Genomic DNA, 13,091 nt, shown 5'->3' on the forward strand with positions numbered 1-13,091 from the left:
AGAAATTACATATTGGACATAGATTTGTGTAGGTAATGCTAATACACTGAAAAGAATAACATAAAGGTGATTACACTATATAAAAATAAAATCAATCCTAAGATGAGTAGTATTGGATGCAGCTTAAACATATTTGACCTCCTTAAGTACATAAAGAATTTTAATATATTGTTGGTCAAGTTAGAAGGGGGACGATTACATAAAAAAAGAGCATACATAAAAAGTACGCTCCAAAGAAAGATAGGTTTTATGAGTGGATAATCTCCATACGATAATATATGTCCTTTTAATAAAAACGTGTAAAAAATCAATGAATTATCAATGGAATATCATAAAATGAGTAATTTTAGTCTAGGAATGCAGTTATTTTCTTTTTCAGTTATTTTAGGTAACGAAGTTGTGAAAATCGTGCATTATGCGGACTAACAACGGGATAACGATCGTACTTCAGTTACATATTTCTTAAAGTCTGGATATTGCGTGATAGTTTGACATTTAGGGGTGCATAGTTGATTAATTATAGAGACATTTGTAATTACTTCGTTACAAGGACCGAAAAATGTAACTTTTAGTTTTGAATTTGGTGGGATTTTGAAAACGATAGGTTTTTTTTCCATGAAATCAGCTCCTAATATTGAGTATTATAATTTAAAGGATATAGAGTCGTATTAGTATAATATGAAATTTCAGTGGATTTGCTTATAATAAAGAATTTCATAGTAGTAAAAGTGCTTAAAGATGTAAAGGGGAAATTGAGAATGTGAAATAAAATGTTTAATTAATATAACTAATGCATTTTTTAGTTTGTTACATATTATGTTAGTAAGAATTGTATAAGGAGGTAGTATAAAATATTGGAAGAAAATGTACAAGTTCAGCTTTCGCCACCTTGGATCACATATTTTAATGAATTAAAAAATTCAATAGGTGCTGATCCAACTGTTACAGTTGGGCCGCTTATTCCTGTTGGTGGTAATTATATTATTTTAGTGCATGCGTTAAGTAATGAAAAAGCGAGAGCGTTAGCAACGTTTTTAAAATCTTTTGTACAATTTGGGAATGTAAGTGTGACAGTTATTGTAACGAATAATGAGAATGAAATTGTAAATCCATTTCCTTGTCCACTAGATGCATTTGAAATAGCTCATTTATTTCAAGTAGCACTAGAAAATAATCCTTATTTTGAACAAGTTGTGGTACAGCCTCAGTTCCCTGGCGGACCGAATGTTGTCTTTCCGGTTTTCACTGCGGAAGTCATTCAGTTTTTCAATGACGATATTTCTAACTTATGTCAAACGTTTACAGGTGTTGCTGCCAATGTATTTCGTGATGTAATGAATGATGAGGTTTGTGATAGCCCAATATTATTTTCTACAAGTTGTGTTATGAACAGTGAAAATACACAATTACAAAATAAAGATTTAACACCAAAATTGTTTTATTAGACTATAAAAAAACATTTTTAGTAATAGAAAATGTCTTTTTTATGCACCAATAGTGTTCAGGTTGGACAATTGTAGGTTAACAGGAATAATCTTCAATTAATTAAAATTTTTCTAAATCTCAAATTTCATGGAAAGATAGTAATTTTGATTTAAGAATATATAGAAAATGAGAAATGATTTATATTAGCTGAAAGGGAATTGATATTGGAAGTTTTAATTTAATAATATAGGGGAATTTTTTCTAATATCCGTAAAAATGATTAATACCTTAATTGATAGGACGAGATTACATAATAAATGAATAGTAGGGTATATTTCGAATATGAGAATATTTTTTGAAAAACAGTAAAGATTCTTTTTATTTATATTATAGATAGCTAGTTTTAGAGAGAGGAGGCTTACAATAAAACAAGCTATGAATAGGACATTCAAAAGGAGCTGGAATGTATGGGGTATATTGTAGATATTTCAAAATGGAATGGAACTATTAATTGGGATATTGCAGCATCTCAGCTAGATTTAGTGATTGCTAGAGTTCAAGATGGCTCTAATACGGTGGATTTTATGTATCAAAATTATGTTAGTGAAATGAAAAAGCATAGTATCCCATTCGGTAATTATGCTTTTTGCCGTTTTATATCTATTGCTGATGCAAAGAAAGAGGCACAAGATTTTTGGAATCGTGGTGATCAATCTGCTAAGTTTTGGGTAGCGGACATAGAAGTTCAAACGATGGTAGATATGCAAGGCGGGACACAGGCATTTATTGATGAATTACGCCGTTTAGGTGCGGAAAAAGTAGGATTATATGTAGGGCATCACACGTATTTATCATTTGGAGCACGTAATATTGAAGCTGATTTCGTATGGATCCCTCGTTATGGAGGGAATAAGCCAGCATATCCATGCGATATGTGGCAATATACGGATTCAGGGAATGTTCCTGGGATTGGGAAATGTGATCTGAATCGGTTAGTAGGAAATAAGTCACTTTCTTGGTTTATAGATTCCAACAAAGCAAATCAATCTAACATAGTGTATACACAGCAACCGAATGGCATTGGTATTGCAGTTTCGAAATATCCTGATGGATACGGAATAAATTTATATGAAAACCCCATGAATCCTCAATTTACAGGTACACTCACTCAGAAAATTCCATATTTAATCTTAACAGGTTATTGGGGAGGCGGTGAGCAAGATATGATTTGTTTAGGGAACGATAAGCAGTGGGCATATTTAAAACATTTTAATGTGAAATGGTTTTATGCAACTTCGAAATATCCTGTCGGTTACGGAGTAAATTATTATGAAGAGCCTGAATGTATGAATTATAAAGGAAATATAGATGGATCGACATCTTTTCGAGTGTGGGGTAGAGTGGGAAATGCGGTAGATATCGGGCAGAATAGTTGGATACCTGAAAAACATGTAATTATTAAGTAACTATAGAAGCTATATTTTTTGGGGAGCATATAAAGAGTCTTCTTACTATACATAGTAAGAAGACTCTTTATATTTAAAAGTGAAAATACATGATACATAGTCTACTCATATGAAATGAATTACATGTAGAAAACACACTGTTTTCACAATGACTGTGTATAGTTAATTTGCATAATGATAAAAGTGAGGTATTTGAATTGAAAAAGAAGAAAATATTTATTGGAACAATTATTTCATGCATGATGCTAGCATTATCTGCATGTGGTTCCTCAGACAACGTAGTAACATCAAAAGTAGGAAATGTTACAGAGAAAGAATTAAGTAAAGAATTACGACAACAATATGGAGAAAGTACTTTATATCAAATGATGTTAAGTAAGGCATTGCTAGATAAATATAAAGTTTCAGATGAGGAAGCAAAAAAGAAAGTAGAAGAAGCAAAAGATAAAATGGGTGAAAACTTTAAATCGACTTTAGAACAACTTGGGTTGAAAAATGAAGATGAATTAAAAGAAAAAATGAAGCCAGAAATTGCATTTGAGAAAGCAATTAAAGCAACAGTTACAGATAAAGATGTGAAAGATAACTATAAACCAGAAATGAAAGTAAGTCACATTTTAGTGAAAGATGAAAAAACGGCTAAAGAAATAAAGGAGAAAGTAAATAATGGTGAAGATTTTGCTGCCTTAGCAAAACAGTATTCAGAAGATACTGGTTCAAAGGAACAGGGCGGGGAAATATCTGGTTTTGCCCCTGGACAAACAGTGAAAGAATTTGAGGAAGCTGCGTATAAATTAGATGCAGGCCAAGTAAGTGAGCCGGTTAAAACAACTTACGGTTACCATATTATTAAAGTGACGGATAAAAAAGAATTGAAGCCATTTGATGAAGTAAAGGATAAAATTCGTAAAGATATAGAACAACAAAGACTACAAGATACGACAGGTAAATGGAAACAACGAGTAGTCAATGATTTATTGAAAGACGCTGATATTAAAGTGAATAATAAAGAATTTAAAGATACATTTAAATTTCTAGAAAAGAAATAATGACTGTAATCATAATTAGAAAAGGGAACTCATATAGAGTTCCCTTTTTCTAATTAGTGTGTGAGTTATAAATAGATAGTAAGACAATACAATATTACATTTAAATATTAAGAATTACAATGGAAAATTATGGATTATAATTATTTCAACGAAAGTGGATATTCTACGGTTTTCATTATGCAAGTTTATTACATATATTTACTCTTTAATAATAGATATCGAACATAATTTAAAAAATAATACATATAATGTTTTTGAATAAATATTTAACATGGATAATTAGTAAAAAGCTGAGCATTCGATTGGAAAGGATGTTCTTTTTCATATGAAAATTTTAGGATAAAGAATGAATCGTTTTAAACGCGTCATTTACCACATCAATAAATTAAGGTGGTGGAGAATATATGAAAGTAATCTTTCAAGGAGAGGGCGGCGCGAAAATTTTTGAGTCATATGATGAAAATGTAAGTGATTTATTAGCTATATTAAAAGAAACGAAAGGGATTAAAATCGGGATGGTTGAGTATAAAGTGTTAAAGTACGAACTTAATTATTTTCGTCATCCGAAAAAAGCGGATACAGAGAGAGAGTTACATATAATAGTACAACCTAAGTATATGTAATAAAATATAATAATAAAAATCATTGATTCAGTTTTGTAAAGTTCCATAGAGTATGTAAGAAAAGAGAGTGTTGTAAATGCTCTCTTTTCTTATGCTTTGTGAGTTCGTTCATCATAGTATATGTTTTCAGTTATAGATGGTTAATAAACGATAAAAATTTAAAACTTTTTCGTTTAGGCAGGGATTTTATATTTAAGTAAATAAATATACTATGAAGTATTTTTTATACGAATACTGGAGGAGTATAAAATGAGTTTAGCAAGTTACATAGGCTGTAATGTAGAAATTCCGTTAACGGATCCGGATTCTAATAATCTAATTGTTTTTGGACCGTGTTTTTCAGATGAAAGTATGCTTGAAATTGTACAAGATTATCAATTCCAAACAAATTACACATATGAGGTTTCAACTAGTTGGGGAATTGAACTTGTCGAGTGGCAAAATGTAAAGGGAAAAAAGAAGCGAAAGAAAAACTTTTAACTTTATGCAAGATTATGGAAGGTTATTTGGAAGATGGAGACTATTTTGAATTATTTAGTTGTTGGGTTGGTGATGAAGATAAGGAACGAGTAGGGGAATTGAACTTAAAAATAAATCATTTTAATATAGATGAATTATGTATTCCAGAAAGAACATTAGTTAGGATAGAAAAATAAGCTTTGAAATATTTTTTAGAAAAAGGCGATTTCACTTTGGGTGAAGTCGCCTTTTAGTTGTTATATGCATGTTATATAAGAAATGAGAAGTTTATTTGATAAAGGAAAAAAGTATGGAGATAAATAAAATTATGTTTTTTGTTAAGAAATAATAAGTATGGCTCTTCTCAAAAGAACGTAAGTTCGTGTATAATAGGAACGAATGTTCTTTTAAGAGGTAACCTAATTATAGTTTAGAAGTAAATCCGAGTTTAGTAAGTATTAAAAATAACTAAGGGATAGTATGGCTAAATAAATGTATAAATGATCAAGGAGATAAAAAATGAACGATGTAAAGATACAAAAAGAAGAAAGAGAGTGGGTTCCGTTTACAGTAATGTCCGAACAACTTTTAAATATGAGAAAGATTATTGGAGAGAAATTAAAAGTACAAAAACCGCTTTTAACAAATGAAGCAAAAGAGAGAATTTCTGATAAATTATTAACGTCATTACTGTCTGAGAAAGAAATATTGGTAACATATTTTGAAGATGGTTACATACTAACAAGCTACATGACTGTTGTACATATCAATCCGGTAAAACAAATTGTAATTTGTACAGACGCCTTTTATAAAACTTACGTATTTAACGCTATGGATATTATTGAAATAACGTAAAAGAAGCTGAATATTAAATGGCAGCTTCTTTTATTTCTGATTTATGAGACAAATAATACAAGAAAAAGCAGCTAGCTTCGTGCTAGCTGCTGAGCCCCAGGGAAAGGGAGAAAAAGATAGGGTACTCCAAAATCAACAAGAGCTGTCAAACAGCCTGATTATAGTATAGACAAATTAAAATTTTCTATACAGAAAGTTGAACATAAGATTAGGCTGTACCCACTTGGTTTTGATCTGCAAGGTCAGAATCAAATGTATTGGTCGCGCTAACACCGCTAAAAGTATTAACAACAAAACCAACGTTTGATGCGCCGGAACCATTATAAGCTTTCGTATTTTCTTTCGGAGATACGTTGTAGAAATCACCTAAGTTAAATGATCCATTGCTATTTTGTACAACTAAATTTCCTACAACTGATGGCATAATTTTCACCTACTTTATAATAAGTTGTTAACATTACTATATGGAGTTATAGTCCAGATGGTTCATACAATAAAAATTGTGGAATAGTAAAACGTTTGGAGCGTAGATTTCAATAAAAGTGTGTTAAAATTAATATAATAAAGTTGAGTAATTTTTTTAAAAAATTTGTATAATTGATATATATGAAAATAAAGGAGGCAAAATGTAATGAAAGATATTATGAAAAAAGTTGATTTAACAGATGCCAAATCAAGTAATCTTGTTGCATTAATTTATAGTAATGAAGTTATATTAGTTGAAGACGCATTTTGTCCAAATGAAATAAAATTAAAGTTTAATGAAATTGCAATTTTATCTGCAATTAAAACAGCCCATATTGCGAAAGTGTCTATTAGGAAAGAACTTGAAGCGCTTTTTCATGATACGGGTGTTATATTAGTGAAACAAAATGTTGATTATGGTAGTAGCCAATCTATTACCATGCATTTTGAGCAATTTAAAAAATTGCAAGATGAGATTGAACATTTAAATAAAAGTATATAATAAAGCAGCTAAATAAAGGTTCTATCATAAAGGTGGAATGTGTTGTGTTGAAAAAGTGGTTTAAAAATTATTTGGGTGAATCGCATTGTAAACATAAATATATTTTTATTAAGATGCAGGATAATGAGGATTTTAAAAAAGGTACATTAGGTGTAGTTTATATTTACCGGTGTGAGAAATGTGGAAAAGAGAAGTTGAAATGTAAAAACAATAATGAAATAAACAATGAATTTTTAGATATATAGAAAAAAGTAACCATGATGGTTACTTTTTTTACTTATGTATGCAATATCAAAACCATTACTAAAGTATGAGTTGAGTTGATACTATAGTAAATCGCTGAATAAAAATGAAGAGAGTAAGATATAGGGAAGGAGGATGAGAGAAATGAAGCGAAAAGAAATTAGTAAATCTGTAATTATTACAGGTGTGACACAAGGGTTAGGACGTGCGATGGTTGATCGATTTCATGAATTAGGGTGGAACATATATGGTTGTGGACGTTCAAAAGATAAAATTGAAGAACTAAAAAAACAGTACAGTAAAATACATGATTTCCAAGTAATTGATGTTTCAGATTCTCAGCAAGTTAATAACTGGGCAAATTATATATTTAATAGACATACGGCTCCCGATCTGATAATAAATAATGCATCGATTTTAAATCAAAATGCACAACTTTGGAAAATTACGGCTCAAGAATTCGAAAATGTAATGAATGTAAACGTGAATGGTGTAGTAAATGTAATAAGAGCGTTTGTTCCCGCAATGGTAGCTAGGAAAGAAGGAATTATCATTAATATGAGTTCTAGTTGGGGGAGAGAAGGTGAAGCTGAGCTTGCGCCATATTGTGCCTCGAAATTTGCAATTGAAGGTATCACTAAATCTATGGCCCTGGAATTACCCCATGGCATGGCTGTAGTTGCTTTAGATCCTGGGGGGAGTATTAGTACTCCAATGCTGAAGTCATGTGCGCCACAATATATAAATGAATCGCCTACACCTGAAACTTGGTCACATAACGCAATTGAATATATATTGAATATAACAATAGATAAAAATGGAGATTCATTGACATGCCCAGCATGCGTATAAAAAGCACCTTTAAGGTGCTTTTTATATTAGTAGCACATTAGATCATTCACAAAATTACATCTGAAAAATAAAATAAAAGATTAAGGGTGAGATTTGTTTGTTTTGAAAGCTTTAGAAAATATTTGAATAGGTGATAAAAATGAATCCAAGCAGTTTAAAATTGACAGGGGCATGGTTTCAAGTAGGGGGAATCTTACAGCTGCTATTGGAACGACAAGAGGATTTATGGGAGAAGAGAAAGTTGAATCGGAACTTGTTATTGTAGGAAGCTCATTACAAGCCCTCGGGTATATATTACAAATCATTGCGAGCAATTATGATGATGGGGAAGAAAAAAGAGAGAATCAAAGTAAATTACTTGATCAAATAGGAATTGAGTTATTAGCATTAGGAAATATATCAAATGTAATAGGAATATATTTTAATATAAATGAACAATTGAAAGAAAATGATTATCTTATCATTACAGGGAACAGTTTACAATCGATTGGTGCCTTTTTAGGGGTAGAAGCAGCTTTGGTGGATATAAATGTATTACAGAAAATTATTATACTAGGTAACTCCATGCAAAGTTTAGGGGCTGGATTACAAGCGTATCAAGGTGTTTTAAATGTATTGAAAGATGAGAAAGAAAATAAAGATAGTATTTTTGATAAGAAGGATGAGAGAATCATTGCACTCATTGGTATTTGGATACAAGCGATAGGAACGTTAATTTCTGCAATTGGAATAACTGCAATAGAGGAAGAAAATAGGCTAGAAAACAATGAAAAGTCTGAAATACTTATATAAATAGAAGGAGATACATTGATTTTAGAGGCAGGTTAAGATTAAAATGGTAGTAGGTTTTTTTGCGTATATTTTGAAAAGTGATATATAAAATACAAAATAAGGAGTTTTCAAGGGATGATGTATTTATTAGCAATTTTTCTTCCACCTGTTGCTGTATTATTTTGTGGAAAACCAATTCAGGCAATCATAAATTTCATATTAACATTAATATTTTGGGTTCCAGGAGTTATACACGCAATTCTTGTAGTGCATGATAAAAAAGCTGATCGGCGTTTGAAAAAACAAATTCAAGCATATGATGAAATTAATAAGAGGAATCGAAGATAATTCATCTGTGAAATATTTTTAAAAAAAGGAGGATTAACCTCCTTTTTTTGTGGGTGTTAAGTTTAAATTTTTGTGTGGCGGAAAGAATTTTTAATATAAGTTTTATGGTAATAACTTTTAGATTGTGCATGTAATAGGCCAATATAAATACTTTCTGGTACATTAAAGAAATCGTACATACCATTCTTTAATTGGATTCGCAAAATCATAGAAAAAGGATTATAGCCAACAGCAACTATATTTTTTGAAATCACGGGAGATAGCTTCATCATTACGCAACTCCTCACTTTTTATTTTTAATAATTTCTTGTAGATGTTGAGGTTGTGAAGTTGAAATCCTTATAATTTAAGAGGTATTATACTTATATGCAATATATTAAATGTTTGTTATACGTAATTATAAGGAAGTTCACACGAAGTACATATCGTTGTGCTATTTTTATTTCACCTTTGATTTATAAATAAGAAAATATTGACCATTTGAAAAAAAGGTATATTATTTATACGAGGTATTAAAAATTCACTTTTTACATTCTATGCTTAAAGGGGCAGCGTTATTAGGAAAAATAGAAGTGAAAATAGTTTGTATAAGAAGTATTCTAAAAATTATAATCTGTGAATTGGGAAAATATTGAATGCTCCAGGTCAATATACTTTCTTAATCAAATTCATTTTAGAAAGTGACCTCAATATTTTTAAGTAAATCAACGGGAGAATTGAAAGGCAGGAGAAAGTAACATGTCAGAAAATTATCGTTCTCGAGAGGAACGACGACAAGTTAAAAAGAAAAAACAGCCAGCTTCTAAAACACAAAAACCAAAAGGTAAAACATCATTCTTTCGCAAGTTTTTAATTACTTGTTTATTACTTGGTATTGTTGGTTTAGTGGCGGGGGTTGCTACCTTTTTTGTAATGATTAAGGATGCACCAAAACTTGAGAAAGCAAAACTTGTTAATCCGTTATCCTCAAAAATTTATGATAAAAACGGGGATTTGGTATATGAATATGGAAAAGAAAAAAGGACGAATGTTACGTATGAGCAAATACCTAAATTAGTAGAAAATGCATTTTTAGCGACAGAAGATTCACGTTTTTATGAGCATAGCGGAGTAGATTTTAAAGGTACTGCCCGTGCTGTTCTAGTAAGTCTTAAAGGAGATTATGGTTCTCAAGGTGGAAGTACGATAACACAGCAAGTTATTAAAAACTACTTCTTATCAATGGACAAAACACCAAAGCGTAAGGCGCAAGAAATATATTTAGCTTATAAGCTAGAACAACAGTATTCAAAACATGAGATATTAGAGATGTACTTAAATAAAATTAACTTAGGAAACCGTTCATATGGGATCGCAACAGCAGCACAAAACTACTATGGTAAAGAATTGAAGGACTTAACATTACCAGAAGTTGCGATGCTTGCAGGTTTACCGAAAGCACCGAATAACTATGATCCAACGAAAAAAGAAAATGTTCAAAAAGCAACAGAAAGAAGAAATGTTGTTCTAAACTTAATGAATCGACATGGATATATAACAAAACAGGAAATGGAAGAAGCATCAAAAGTTGACGTAGAAAAGGGACTCAAGCCTGCAACTCAACTACAAACAATGCCATATCCTGCATTTATGGATGCAGTTGTGAAAGAAGTAGAAAAAGAATTGCCAGATGCTAATATCGGTTCTGACGGTTTAGAAATTTATACAACGTTAGATCCGAAAGCACAGAAACTTGCTGATAATATTTTAAATAATAATATCATTGATTATCCGAACGATAAATTCCAAGGTGCATTTACATTTATGGATACGAAAACAGGAGAAGTTCGTGCTATAGGTAGTGGCCGTGGAGAAAATAAAGCTGTATTTAAAGGGCACAATATGGCAATTGAATTAGATCGTGCAGCTGGTTCAACGATGAAGCCGATTTTCGACTACGCTCCTGCAATTGAATATTTAAAATGGGCTACGTACCATCAAATTGATGACTCTCCATTTAAGTATTCAACGGGACAAGAAGTACGAAATTCAGATAGAAGTCACATGGGTCCAATTACAATGCGTGTAGCATTAGAAAAGTCACGAAATATCCCAGCAATTAAGACTGCGAAAGAAGTCGGAATTAATAAATCAAAAGACTTCTCTGAGAAATTAGGCATTACATTTAATGCAGCACCGACTGAATCAACAGCGATTGGTACAAATGAAGTATCACCAACTGAAATAGCGGGCGCTTATGCAGCATTTGGTAATGAGGGTAAATATACGAAACCGCATTTTGTTAAGAAAGTCGTTTATCCAGATGGTAAGTCACAAAGTTTTGGACAAAAACCAAAACAAGTTATGACAGATTCTACAGCATATATGATTACAGATATGCTTCGTTCTGTAGTTACATCAGGTACTGGTACATCTGCAAATGTAGCATCTTTAGATGTAGCTGGTAAAACGGGTACGACAAACTACTCATCAAAACAATTAGCTCAATATAAAATTCCAGAAAGTGCAACTCGTGATAGCTGGTTTGCTGGATATACACCGCAATATACGATGGCAGTATGGACTGGGTATATGAAAGATGGTAAAGACGAGTATATTAGTAGTAAAAATACGAAAATTGCACAGTTGATCTTTAAAGAAATGATGAGCGAAATGGCTACAGATAAATCACGCTTTAAAATGCCAAGTAGCGTTATTCAAGAAGGTAGTGAGCTACGTATAAAAGGTGAAAAACGTGATTCATCGCCAAATACTAGCGTGCCGGATACAACGGAGCAACCAAAACAAAATCAACAGCAAAAAACTGAAGAAGAGAAAAAGCAAGAAGAATTAAAGAAACAAGAAGAACTGAAAAAACAAGAAGAACAAAAGCAACAAGAGGAACTTAAGAAGCAAGAAGAACAAAAGAAACTAGAAGAGCAAAAGAAACTAGAAGAAGAAAAGAAACAAAATGAACAAAATAACGGAAATGGTCAAGGAACGACACCTCCAGCGAATAACGGAGGAGGTCAAGGAACGACACCTCCAGCGAATAACGGAGGAAGCCAAGGAACGACACCTCCAGCAAATAGCGGAGGAGGCCAAGGAACGACACCTCCAGCGAATAATGATGGAGGTCAAGGAACTCCGACCCCACCTGCAACAGGACAATCAAATAATGGTGGAAATGCAGGAGAGGTTCCTGCCAATAATGGACAATAAGAAAAATTTATAGAAAAGTTTTCAAAAAAGCACTTAAGATTTGTGGGAATTTACAATCTTAAGTGCTTTTTTTATTTTGCTATAGAAAATTTTATGTTAAGGGCTAGATAGAAGAAAAAGAGTGAATGTAGTTTATGTGGAATGTAACGTAAAGAGAGAAATGATTGTACGTGTGGGTTATCCCGGAAAGGGACTAACTGTGATGGATTACATAAAGCATTAAACAAGTGGGAATTATATTCAAATCTTTAATAAATGTCTTTCTTTAACGGTTACATTAGTTTGGAAAACAATTAAAAAGTCGGATTTCTTATTTAAGGAATTCGACTTTTTTATGTTGAAACTGGATTAAAGGTTCGCTTTATCAAAATGTAGGGGTAATACAGTGATAGCTATTAAATGTTAAACGTACCATAAAAATTTTGAAAATAAATTGAAGGGAAATGATAAAAGACTTGAGTCGGAGGTAGTGGAGGATAACTATGGCTATAAATGGTAGTACTACTGGGGTGTGTACCATGATGCCAAAATGAGGGGGTAACTTGACCGGGAATTTGATATTGTTGCCAAGTGGCGGGAAGTTCAATTCCTACATCGGAGCTAGCTGTATGAACTGCAGGAACATGTATCCCAGGAGTCGAAGGAACTACGGCAGTTACTCTTAATAATACCCACATAAAATATTCACTCCTAAGTTGTGTTAATAAATTAGTATATTCTTTTCACGCTTATAAAGGTACATATATAGGACTTTCGTTTAAAACATGCGTACAAAGTCTTAAGACTAATGTAAGCTGATGGTGGACTATTTAATATGAAAAGATACGTCTAT

At 31.8% G+C, this 13,091-nt stretch carries 16 protein-coding genes and 1 pseudogene; 13 read left to right on the plus strand and 4 right to left on the minus strand.

All coding sequences use genetic code 11. The features are described from left to right. Positions 1 to 422 precede the first annotated feature (422 nt). Positions 423 to 617, minus strand: coding sequence for a hypothetical protein (locus tag JFU02_RS30855; protein WP_000412557.1), 195 nt, complete (start codon positions 615 to 617; stop codon positions 423 to 425). Between the two features lie 237 nt (positions 618 to 854). Here JFU02_RS30855 and JFU02_RS30860 point away from each other — a divergent pair, with 237 nt between their 5' ends. The 7 genes from JFU02_RS30860 to JFU02_RS30885 all read left to right on the plus strand — a co-directional run bounded on the left by JFU02_RS30860 (position 855) and on the right by JFU02_RS30885 (position 5,877). Then, complete coding sequence (locus tag JFU02_RS30860; protein WP_061665993.1) at positions 855 to 1,445, plus strand: hypothetical protein; 591 nt, start codon at positions 855 to 857, stop codon at positions 1,443 to 1,445. 447 nt (positions 1,446 to 1,892) lie between these two features. Then, positions 1,893 to 2,891, plus strand: a complete 999-nt coding sequence (locus tag JFU02_RS30865) for a glycoside hydrolase family 25 protein (RefSeq protein WP_000540651.1) — start codon at positions 1,893 to 1,895, stop codon at positions 2,889 to 2,891. A 197-nt stretch (positions 2,892 to 3,088) separates the two neighbouring features. Beyond that, positions 3,089 to 3,940 carry a peptidylprolyl isomerase PrsA gene (locus JFU02_RS30870; RefSeq protein WP_061665994.1) on the plus strand — a complete coding sequence of 284 codons (852 nt, stop codon included), beginning with the start codon at positions 3,089 to 3,091 and terminating at the stop codon, positions 3,938 to 3,940. Positions 3,941 to 4,344: 404 nt separating this feature from the next. After that, positions 4,345 to 4,563 carry a hypothetical protein gene (locus tag JFU02_RS30875; protein WP_000864279.1) on the plus strand — a complete coding sequence of 73 codons (219 nt, stop codon included), beginning with the start codon at positions 4,345 to 4,347 and terminating at the stop codon, positions 4,561 to 4,563. Between the two features lie 249 nt (positions 4,564 to 4,812). Continuing rightward, on the plus strand, positions 4,813 to 5,043 hold the full coding sequence (locus JFU02_RS32855; RefSeq protein WP_061665736.1) for a KH domain-containing protein: 231 nt from the start codon (positions 4,813 to 4,815) through the stop codon (positions 5,041 to 5,043). Between the two features lie 26 nt (positions 5,044 to 5,069). Beyond that, positions 5,070 to 5,219, plus strand: coding sequence for a hypothetical protein (locus tag JFU02_RS32860; RefSeq protein ID WP_194807957.1), 150 nt, complete (start codon positions 5,070 to 5,072; stop codon positions 5,217 to 5,219). Between the two features lie 322 nt (positions 5,220 to 5,541). Beyond that, the gene (locus tag JFU02_RS30885; protein WP_001999741.1) at positions 5,542 to 5,877 is read left to right on the plus strand and encodes a YolD-like family protein; all 336 of its coding nucleotides are present in this window, start codon (positions 5,542 to 5,544) and stop codon (positions 5,875 to 5,877) included. A gap of 208 nt (positions 5,878 to 6,085) precedes the next feature. Here JFU02_RS30885 and gerPF read toward each other — a convergent pair whose 3' ends face one another. Further along, complete coding sequence (gene gerPF / locus JFU02_RS30890) at positions 6,086 to 6,301, minus strand: spore germination protein GerPF (protein WP_001141569.1); 216 nt, start codon at positions 6,299 to 6,301, stop codon at positions 6,086 to 6,088. 207 nt (positions 6,302 to 6,508) lie between these two features. Between gerPF and JFU02_RS30895 the strand changes: the two genes are divergently transcribed. The 5 genes and pseudogenes from JFU02_RS30895 (at position 6,509) to JFU02_RS30915 (ending at position 9,058) form a co-directional block, all read left to right on the plus strand. Continuing rightward, a complete protein-coding gene (locus JFU02_RS30895; RefSeq protein WP_000651906.1) occupies positions 6,509 to 6,844 on the plus strand; it encodes a hypothetical protein in 336 nt (111 codons plus the stop codon). Between the two features lie 44 nt (positions 6,845 to 6,888). Continuing rightward, a complete protein-coding gene (locus JFU02_RS30900) occupies positions 6,889 to 7,089 on the plus strand; it encodes a hypothetical protein (protein WP_000915144.1) in 201 nt (66 codons plus the stop codon). Between the two features lie 142 nt (positions 7,090 to 7,231). Further along, entirely contained in the window at positions 7,232 to 7,939 is a 708-nt protein-coding gene (locus JFU02_RS30905; protein WP_061665737.1) for an SDR family oxidoreductase, read from the plus strand. 139 nt (positions 7,940 to 8,078) lie between these two features. Continuing rightward, positions 8,079 to 8,731, plus strand: a pseudogene (locus JFU02_RS30910) (DUF6944 family repetitive protein). 114 nt (positions 8,732 to 8,845) lie between these two features. Then, a complete protein-coding gene (locus tag JFU02_RS30915; protein WP_000990219.1) occupies positions 8,846 to 9,058 on the plus strand; it encodes a YqaE/Pmp3 family membrane protein in 213 nt (70 codons plus the stop codon). A 62-nt stretch (positions 9,059 to 9,120) separates the two neighbouring features. Here JFU02_RS30915 and JFU02_RS30920 read toward each other — a convergent pair whose 3' ends face one another. Continuing rightward, positions 9,121 to 9,330 carry a KTSC domain-containing protein gene (locus JFU02_RS30920; RefSeq protein ID WP_000977079.1) on the minus strand — a complete coding sequence of 70 codons (210 nt, stop codon included), beginning with the start codon at positions 9,328 to 9,330 and terminating at the stop codon, positions 9,121 to 9,123. A gap of 466 nt (positions 9,331 to 9,796) precedes the next feature. Between JFU02_RS30920 and JFU02_RS30925 the strand changes: the two genes are divergently transcribed. Beyond that, a complete protein-coding gene (locus tag JFU02_RS30925; RefSeq protein ID WP_201072096.1) occupies positions 9,797 to 12,259 on the plus strand; it encodes a transglycosylase domain-containing protein in 2,463 nt (820 codons plus the stop codon). Between the two features lie 395 nt (positions 12,260 to 12,654). On the opposite strand, the gene JFU02_RS30930 is transcribed toward JFU02_RS30925, so the two are convergent. Continuing rightward, on the minus strand, positions 12,655 to 12,936 hold the full coding sequence (locus JFU02_RS30930) for a hypothetical protein (protein ID WP_061667587.1): 282 nt from the start codon (positions 12,934 to 12,936) through the stop codon (positions 12,655 to 12,657). Positions 12,937 to 13,091: the final 155 nt, after the last annotated feature.

It is taken from the genome of Bacillus sp. TH13, from assembly GCF_016651175.1.
GTDB classification, from domain to species: Bacteria; Bacillota; Bacilli; order Bacillales; family Bacillaceae_G; genus Bacillus_A; species Bacillus_A thuringiensis_S.

Coding starts and splice junctions, on each gene's coding strand:
- JFU02_RS30905 (WP_061665737.1), top strand. CDS start 7,232: ATGAAGCGAAAAGAAATTAGTAAATCTGTAATTATTACAGGTGTGACA.
- JFU02_RS30925 (WP_201072096.1), top strand. CDS start 9,797: ATGTCAGAAAATTATCGTTCTCGAGAGGAACGACGACAAGTTAAAAAG.
- JFU02_RS30875 (WP_000864279.1), top strand. CDS start 4,345: ATGAAAGTAATCTTTCAAGGAGAGGGCGGCGCGAAAATTTTTGAGTCA.
- JFU02_RS30930 (WP_061667587.1), bottom strand. CDS start 12,936: ATGTGGGTATTATTAAGAGTAACTGCCGTAGTTCCTTCGACTCCTGGG.
- JFU02_RS30855 (WP_000412557.1), bottom strand. CDS start 617: ATGGAAAAAAAACCTATCGTTTTCAAAATCCCACCAAATTCAAAACTA.
- gerPF (WP_001141569.1), bottom strand. CDS start 6,301: ATGCCATCAGTTGTAGGAAATTTAGTTGTACAAAATAGCAATGGATCA.
- JFU02_RS30895 (WP_000651906.1), top strand. CDS start 6,509: ATGAAAGATATTATGAAAAAAGTTGATTTAACAGATGCCAAATCAAGT.
- JFU02_RS30915 (WP_000990219.1), top strand. CDS start 8,846: ATGATGTATTTATTAGCAATTTTTCTTCCACCTGTTGCTGTATTATTT.
- JFU02_RS32855 (WP_061665736.1), top strand. CDS start 4,813: ATGAGTTTAGCAAGTTACATAGGCTGTAATGTAGAAATTCCGTTAACG.
- JFU02_RS30865 (WP_000540651.1), top strand. CDS start 1,893: ATGGGGTATATTGTAGATATTTCAAAATGGAATGGAACTATTAATTGG.
- JFU02_RS30920 (WP_000977079.1), bottom strand. CDS start 9,330: ATGATGAAGCTATCTCCCGTGATTTCAAAAAATATAGTTGCTGTTGGC.
- JFU02_RS30885 (WP_001999741.1), top strand. CDS start 5,542: ATGAACGATGTAAAGATACAAAAAGAAGAAAGAGAGTGGGTTCCGTTT.